The sequence below is a fragment of the Acidovorax lacteus genome (assembly GCF_039540375.1).
In the GTDB taxonomy this organism is placed as follows: domain Bacteria; phylum Pseudomonadota; class Gammaproteobacteria; order Burkholderiales; family Burkholderiaceae_C; genus Acidovorax_G; species Acidovorax_G lacteus.
Genome location: NZ_BAABEX010000013.1, coordinates 275956 through 282551 on the forward strand (window position 1 = coordinate 275956; position 6596 = coordinate 282551).

Annotated in this window: 6 protein-coding genes; 2 read left to right on the top strand and 4 right to left on the bottom strand. The window is 69.5% G+C overall.

Annotation, left to right across the window (positions count from 1 at the left end; translation table 11 throughout):
• Window positions 1-14: 14 nt before the first annotated feature.
• Window positions 15-1265: a multifunctional CCA addition/repair protein gene (locus ABD866_RS10650; protein ID WP_345064450.1), complete on the bottom strand. Its 1251-nt coding sequence runs from the start codon at window positions 1263-1265 to the stop codon at window positions 15-17.
• Between the two features lie 100 nt (window positions 1266-1365).
• On the opposite strand from ABD866_RS10650, the gene ABD866_RS10655 reads away from it, so the two are divergent.
• The gene (locus tag ABD866_RS10655; protein WP_345064453.1) at window positions 1366-1893 is read left to right on the top strand and encodes a hypothetical protein; all 528 of its coding nucleotides are present in this window, start codon (window positions 1366-1368) and stop codon (window positions 1891-1893) included.
• 13 nt (window positions 1894-1906) lie between these two features.
• On the opposite strand, the gene ABD866_RS10660 is transcribed toward ABD866_RS10655, so the two are convergent.
• The 3 genes from ABD866_RS10660 to ABD866_RS10670 form a co-directional block, all read right to left on the bottom strand.
• On the bottom strand, window positions 1907-2215 hold the full coding sequence (locus ABD866_RS10660; protein WP_345064456.1) for an NIPSNAP family protein: 309 nt from the start codon (window positions 2213-2215) through the stop codon (window positions 1907-1909).
• Window positions 2216-2222: 7 nt separating this feature from the next.
• Window positions 2223-2909 carry a glutathione S-transferase family protein gene (locus tag ABD866_RS10665; RefSeq protein ID WP_345064459.1) on the bottom strand — a complete coding sequence of 229 codons (687 nt, stop codon included), beginning with the start codon at window positions 2907-2909 and terminating at the stop codon, window positions 2223-2225.
• 167 nt (window positions 2910-3076) lie between these two features.
• Window positions 3077-3649 (bottom strand): 5-formyltetrahydrofolate cyclo-ligase, encoded by a 573-nt coding sequence (locus ABD866_RS10670; protein ID WP_345064461.1) that lies wholly within the window; start codon window positions 3647-3649, stop codon window positions 3077-3079.
• A 14-nt stretch (window positions 3650-3663) separates the two neighbouring features.
• On the opposite strand from ABD866_RS10670, the gene ABD866_RS10675 reads away from it, so the two are divergent.
• Window positions 3664-5646: a transglycosylase SLT domain-containing protein gene (locus tag ABD866_RS10675; protein WP_345064464.1), complete on the top strand. Its 1983-nt coding sequence runs from the start codon at window positions 3664-3666 to the stop codon at window positions 5644-5646.
• The last annotated feature ends 950 nt before the right edge of the window (window positions 5647-6596 follow it).

Genomic DNA, 6596 nt, shown 5'->3' on the forward strand with positions numbered 1-6596 from the left:
GCGCTTCAGTCGGTTCAGGCCGGTGGCAGCGTGGGCAGGGCCTGCGCAATCGCAGCCACACGTGCGGCGTGGACGCGCTCGCCCACCTGCGGCCCACGCAGGCCCTGCGCGGCGGCTTCGGCCGCAATCGGGGCCGTGGCCACGGCCAGCGCAGCCTGCAGCGCAGCCCACAGCCGGGGGCGCTGCGGGTAGGGGCGGTCTTCAAAGCCCAGGCGGCCGCGGGCGTCGCATTCGCAGGCGAGCAGCACGTCGGCAAAGCGTGCGGGTTTGCGCAGCGCGTCGCAGCGCTCGAGCAGCCGCACCAGCGCGGCGGCCGACAGCTCGGCGCTGCGGTGGATGTTGCCGTGCTCGCGCGCCACCACGTCGGCCAGTTCGCGGCAGTCCACCGGTATGCGCAGGCGTTCGCACACGCCCTGCAGCAGGCGCGCGCTGCGCTGCTCGTGGCCAATGTGGCGCGGCAGCACGTCGGCCGGGGTGGTGCCCTTGCCCAGGTCGTGCGTGAGGCAGGCAAAACGCACCGCCAGCGGCGCCTCTAGCTGCGCCGCCATGTCCAGCACCATCATCAGGTGTACGCCGGTGTCCACCTCGGGGTGGTACTCGGCGCGCTGGGGCACGCCCCAGAGCCGGTCCACCTCGGGCAGTAGCACACGCAGGGCGCCGCAGGCGCGCAGCACCTCGAACATGCGCGAGGGCTGCGCCTCCATCAGCCCGCGGGCAAGCTCTTGCCACACGCGCTCTGGCACCAGGTGGTCGGCTTCGCCGTGCGCCACCATCTCGCGCATCAGCGCCAGGGTCTCGGGGGCTACGGCAAAGTCGGTGAAGCGCGCGGCAAAGCGGGCCACGCGCAGGATGCGCACCGGGTCTTCGCGGAAGGCGTCGGTCACGTGGCGCAGCATGCGGGCCTGCAGATCTCGCACCCCGCCATAGGGATCAAAAAGCTCGGTTGTGCTTGTCCAGGCTGAAGGAGCAGCTATCGAATTGATAGTGAGATCGCGGCGGGCCAAGTCTTGCTCCAGCGTCACGTCGGGGCTGCTTTGCACCACAAAGCCGCGGTAGCCGCGGCCGCTTTTGCGCTCGGTACGGGCCAGGGCGTACTCCTCGCGCGTGTCGGGGTGCAAAAAGACCGGGAAATCCCGCCCCACGGGCAGGTACCCGGCGGCCTCCATCTGCTCGGGCGTGGCGCCCACCACCACCCAGTCGTGGTCGTTCACGGGGCGGCCGAGCAACTGGTCGCGCACGGCACCCCCCACCATGTAGATCTGCATGCGGGCAGTGTAGGGGAGGGCGCTGGCTGGTTGGGCGTGCCGGGCTTATAGTGCGCCCCCACACGGCCCTGGTGGCCGCTGTCCTGCTGCTGGAACCGCCATGAACCGTCCGCCCGCTCCTGCCCCGTCGTCCCCACTCGCGGCCTCGCTGCTCATCGTGCAGCCGCAGGCCGACGGCAGCATCGCCGTGCCCGCGCCCCCCGCGGCCGACCCGGTGGCCGCGGCGGTGGCGGCGCTGCAGGCCGAGCAGGCGCCCGGCCCCGAGGTGGCGGCACTGGAGGCGCGGGTCGAGGCGCTCAAGGAACAGCTCGATGCGCTGCAGGAAGTGCTCAACCGCCCGCTGTCCGAGATCCTCGACGAGCGCGACCGCTTCCGCGACGCGGCCAAGGCCTGGGATGCGTTCGGCGCGATGTGGGTGCTGTCGCAGCGGGCCATGCGCCGCGTGGCCATGGACCTGGCCGCACAACAGGGCGTGAGCGAGGCCGAGGTGGTGCGGCGTGCGATGGAGTACGCGAACCGTGTGCTCAATGTAGAGGACGAAGACCTGGGCGGTTCGGTCTCTAAAGCGCAGCTGGCGCACATCGCGCGGCACAAGGCCGCGCTGCGCAAGCAGTTCCGCCAGGGTTGAGTCGGCGCGCGCCTCAGCCGAACACCGGGCGGAAGAAGCTGCGCTCGTAGCTCACGATGCAGTCGGTCTCGTCGGCGTATCGGAAGGCCGCCAGGCAGTCGGGGTCTTGCAGCGACCGCTGGCGGTACACCTCGTAGGCGGCCAGGCTGTCAAAGCTGAACAGCGCCAGCGCGATATTGTTGGCGCCTTCGCTGGGAAGAAAGTAGCCGTGGTGCCGGCCGCCGAATTTTTCGACGAGCGGGATCCACAGGCGGGCGTAGTGCTCGAATTCGACGAGCTTGCGCGGGTTGAGCACGTAGCGCAGCGTGACGGTGACAGCCATGGTCGTCTCAGCCGCGGTGCAGGCGGTAGGGCTCCTCGAAGTCGAGGAAGTCCTGCTCGGCCAGCGCGCCGTCGATCCAGGCCTTGACGCTGGGCAGTTGCTGCACGCGCTGCACGTACTCGGCAATGTGCGGGGGCACCGGCAGGCCATAGGTGGCCAGGCGCATGCACACCGGCGCGTAGTAGGCGTCGGCCACGCTGAAGTCGCCAAACAGCAGCGGGCCGCCGTGGGCCTGCAGCAGTTCGCTCCACATGGCCACCAGGCGTGCCACGTCGGCGCGCACGGCGGGCTTGTCGCGCCAGATCAGCGCGCCCGTGTCGGGCAGGTGGGCCTCGATGTTCATGGGGCAGTGGCTGCGCAGGGCCGTGAAGCCGCTGTGCATTTCGGCGCACACGCTGCGCGCACGGGCGCGGGCGGCGCGGTCTGCGGGCCACAGGCGGTGTTCAGGGTGTTGCTCGGCCACGTATTCGGCAATGGCCAGCGTGTCCCAGACGACCAGGTCGCCGTCCACCAGCACTGGCACCTTGCCGGTGGGGCTGACCGGGCCCAGCGTGCGCTTGAAGTCTGATTGGGCGTCGAAGCTGTCAAAGCGGACCATGACTTCTTCAAACGCGATGCCCGCCTGGCGCAAGAGCACCCAGGGGCGCATGGACCAGGACGAGTAATTCTTGTTACCGATGTAGAGCTTGAGCATGGAACGCTTCCTTGTGCGGTGAACAGGCGATGCGGGCGGCGCGCCTGGTGGCGGCCAGCGCAGGTGCCACGATAGCGCGGCGGCTGCGCGCGATCGTTGCCATCGGTGGTGGCGAATGATGCGTGTTGCGCATCAATGGCGCCAGGCGCGCGCTGCGCCCGGCGGCCTCACACCGGCCAGACCACGCCGTTGTCGTTGAGGATGGCGTCCAGCGGTTCGTCGAAGGACTCGGGCTCGAAGTCCTCGATAAAGCCGTTCGTGAAGCCCAGGCCCACGGTGAAGGGCCGGGGCTGCAGGGTGGCCAGCGTACGGTCGTAAAAGCCGCCGCCGTAGCCCAGGCGGTAGCCGCCGGGGCCGTAGCCCACGCAGGGCACAAACAGCAGCGTGGGCACGATGACCTCGGTGTCCTTGGGCTTGGGAATGCCGTAGGCGTCTTCTTCCATGGGGCAGCCCGGATACCAGGCGTGGAAGGTCAGGGTCTTGTGCGCCTTGTTCACCACGGGCAGCCCGATGCGGCGGCGCAGGGGCTGGTCGATGAGTTCGCCGTCTTCCTTCCAGCGGTGCAGCGCGGGCAGGGGGTCGAATTCGCCCTTGATGGGCCAGTACGCGCCAATCACGGTGTCCTCGCGGTCCACGAGCCAGATCCGCATCACCTGCTGCAGGGCCGCTGCGCGCTGCAGGCGGTCGGGCAGGTTCAGGCGTTGGTCAATCAGGGCTCGCCGAAGGGCTGCTTTGTCCATCTGATAATTCCCCCATGCAATGGCACAAGATTCTGACACCGCTGCTCGGCAGCCTGATGATCGCCCTGGCGGCCCCGGCCGTTCAGGCCCAGCCCCGTGGCGATGACGTGCTGCTCGAGATGCAGCAGGCCTTCCGCAAGGGCGACCGCAAACGGCTGGAGCAACTGCTGCCCCAGGCGCGCGGCCACGCGCTGGAGCCCCTGGCCGCCTACTGGGAGCTGCGCGCCCGCCTGGCCGAGGCCTCGCCGGCCGAGGTGCAGGCCTTTTTGCAGCGCTACGCGGGCAGCTACTACGAAGACCGGCTGCGCAACGACTGGCTGCTGCTGCTGGGCCAGCGGCGCGACTGGGCGCGCTTTGCCGAGGCGCACCCCGCCTACCGCATGGGCGACGACCGCGAGGTGCGTTGCTACGCCGCGCTGATCGAGGACATCAAGGGCACGGGCAGCAGTGCGCTGGCCGACGACGTGCGCCGCCAGTGGTACGCCCAGCGCGAGGCCGACGACGGCTGCACACACGCTGCGTCTGAGCTGTTCGCCAGCCGCAAGCTCACGGCGCTCGACATCTGGCGCAAGGCGCGCATGGGGGCCGAGGCCAACCGCCCGCGCGTGGTGCGCAACGCGGTGGAAATCGTCGCGCCCGACGCCCTGGGCAGGCTGCGCGAAGTGCTCGACAGCCCGGCCAAACACCTGGCCGCACATTCAAGCGCGCGCGGCAAGGCGCGGCAGGAGCTGGTGGTGCTGGCGCTCATCCGCATGGCCGCCACCGACGCCGACGCCGCGGCCGCGCAGCTCGACGGCAAATGGGGCGTGCACCTGTCGGTGGAGGAGCGCAACTGGGTCTGGGGCGTGATCGGCAAGCAGGCCGCGCAGCGCCTGTCGCCCGATGCGCTCAGCTACTACGGCAACGTGACGCGCGAGGCCGACCTCAGCGACGACCTGCTGGCCTGGCAGGTGCGCGCCGCGCTGCGCGCGGGGCAGTGGCGCGTGGTGCGCCGCGCGGTCGAGGCCATGAGCGACGAAGCCCGCAACGACCCCACCTGGGTGTACTGGCGCGCCCGCGCGCTGCTGGCCGGCCGGCCCACCGAAGCCGACCGCGCCCAGGCGCAGCAGGCGTTTGAATCGATTGCGGGCACGCGCGGTTTTTACGAACAGCTCGCGCTCGAAGAGCTGGGCCAGCGCATCAGCACGCCGCCCGCGCCCGCGCCGCTCACGGCCGAAGAAAAGGCCGCCGCGCGCGCCAACCCGGGGCTCAACCGCGGGCTGTACGCCATCCTCATGGGCCTGCGCGCCGAGGGCGTGCGCGAATGGAACTACAGCACCAACCTGCACACGCCCGGCGGCATGGCCGACCGTGAACTGCTGGCCGCGGCCGACTTCGCCTGCCAGCGCGAGGTGTGGGACCGCTGCATCAACACCAGCGAGCGCACGCGCGGCGTGATCGACGTGACCCAGCGCTTTCCCATGCCCTTCCGCGCCGCGGTGGTCGAGCGCTCGCAGGCCATCGGGCTCGACCCGGCCTACGTGTACGGCCTGATCCGCCAGGAGAGCCGCTTCATCATGGATGCGCGCTCGCACGTCGGCGCCTCGGGCCTCATGCAGGTGATGCCCGCCACCGCGCGCTGGACGGCCAAGAAGATCGGCCTGACCAACTTCACGCCCGACCAGATCAACGACCGCGATACCAACATCGCCATCGGCACGGCCTACCTCAAGCTCGCGCTGGACGACTTTGCGGGCTCGATGCCGCTGGCCGCTGCGGCTTACAACGCTGGCCCGGGCCGCCCGCGCAACTGGCGCAACGGCCCGGTGCTCGAAGGCGCGATCTGGGCCGAGAACGTGCCGTTTTCTGAAACGCGCGACTACGTGAAGAAGGTGCTGGCCAACACCACCAACTACGCGGCCATCCTCACGGGGCAACCGCAGTCGCTCAAGGCCCGGCTGGGCACCGTGGGGCCGCGCGATGCGGCGGCGCCGGAGCCGAACCGGGATTTGCCTTGATCTGGTTTGCTATGGATTTGGTAGCTGCTCGTGCTTGATTGGTAAGCCCGGGCGGGTGGTTTTGGTGATTTTTGGTGCGGGATGGTGACCCACGGGTGCATGCTGTGATCGTTGCGTGGGTGCCGGCGGTTTGGCGTGTTTTGAGCTGCTCGTGCTTGTTTGTTAAGCACGAGCAGCTATGGAATTCATAGCATTCTGTGTTTGGCGGTAGTGTGCCGCTGGGGTGTGTTGTGTTCCGGGGCCGGGTCTCGGCCCGGCGGCCGACCTCCTTTTCTTTGCGTCGCCAAAGAAAAGGAGGCAAAAGAAAGGCGCCCCTACAGGCTGCGTCCCCACGCGCACTGACGTGCGCCTGGGGCAACCTGCGGTGCTCGCGCCTGGGGTGCGCCGCATAACTCACTTCGCGCCTGCGGCGCTGCGTTCGGACAAATGCGGCGAGCTAGAGGACGAAGCCTGCGTGTCCTACGGCACGCAGGCCACCCCAGTCGCTGCGCTCCTCGGCGCATCCTGAAGGGGGTGGGGACGGGCCATCGCTGCGCTCGGCCCGGCGTGGGCCACCACCGCCTCGAGCGGTTCCACTGGCGTGGGCGGCAGTGCCGCCAGGGAGTCGGCGTCACTGCGCAGCAGCAGCCGACTGGGCTCGCTCCCCTCGGCTGCGACGAGGAGCACAGGGCGCGGGGCGAGCGGGTGTGCCGCAGGACACACCCGCATCGTGCTCATGCTTGCTGCGGTTGTCCGAGTGGAGCGCTGCAAGCGCGCAGCGAGTTCCGCAGCACGCCCCGCGCCCGAGCACCGCAGGGTGCCCGAAGCGAAGCGCAGGGACGCAGACGTGGGGTCGCCTTTTCTTTGCCTTCTTTCTTTTGGAGGGTGTAGAAGAAATAAACTTTGCTCCTGCTGCATCCCCGCAGCAGGAGCAAAGCCATGGCCAAGACAGGCCGCCCCCCAGTCATCCC

Excerpts from the sequence above, each read along its gene's own strand:
- ABD866_RS10660 (WP_345064456.1), bottom strand. The coding sequence starts at position 2,215 with ATGGCTGTCACCGTCACGCTGCGCTACGTGCTCAACCCGCGCAAGCTC.
- ABD866_RS10670 (WP_345064461.1), bottom strand. The coding sequence starts at position 3,649 with ATGGACAAAGCAGCCCTTCGGCGAGCCCTGATTGACCAACGCCTGAAC.
- ABD866_RS10655 (WP_345064453.1), top strand. The coding sequence starts at position 1,366 with ATGAACCGTCCGCCCGCTCCTGCCCCGTCGTCCCCACTCGCGGCCTCG.
- ABD866_RS10675 (WP_345064464.1), top strand. The coding sequence starts at position 3,664 with ATGCAATGGCACAAGATTCTGACACCGCTGCTCGGCAGCCTGATGATC.
- ABD866_RS10665 (WP_345064459.1), bottom strand. The coding sequence starts at position 2,909 with ATGCTCAAGCTCTACATCGGTAACAAGAATTACTCGTCCTGGTCCATG.
- ABD866_RS10650 (WP_345064450.1), bottom strand. The coding sequence starts at position 1,265 with ATGCAGATCTACATGGTGGGGGGTGCCGTGCGCGACCAGTTGCTCGGC.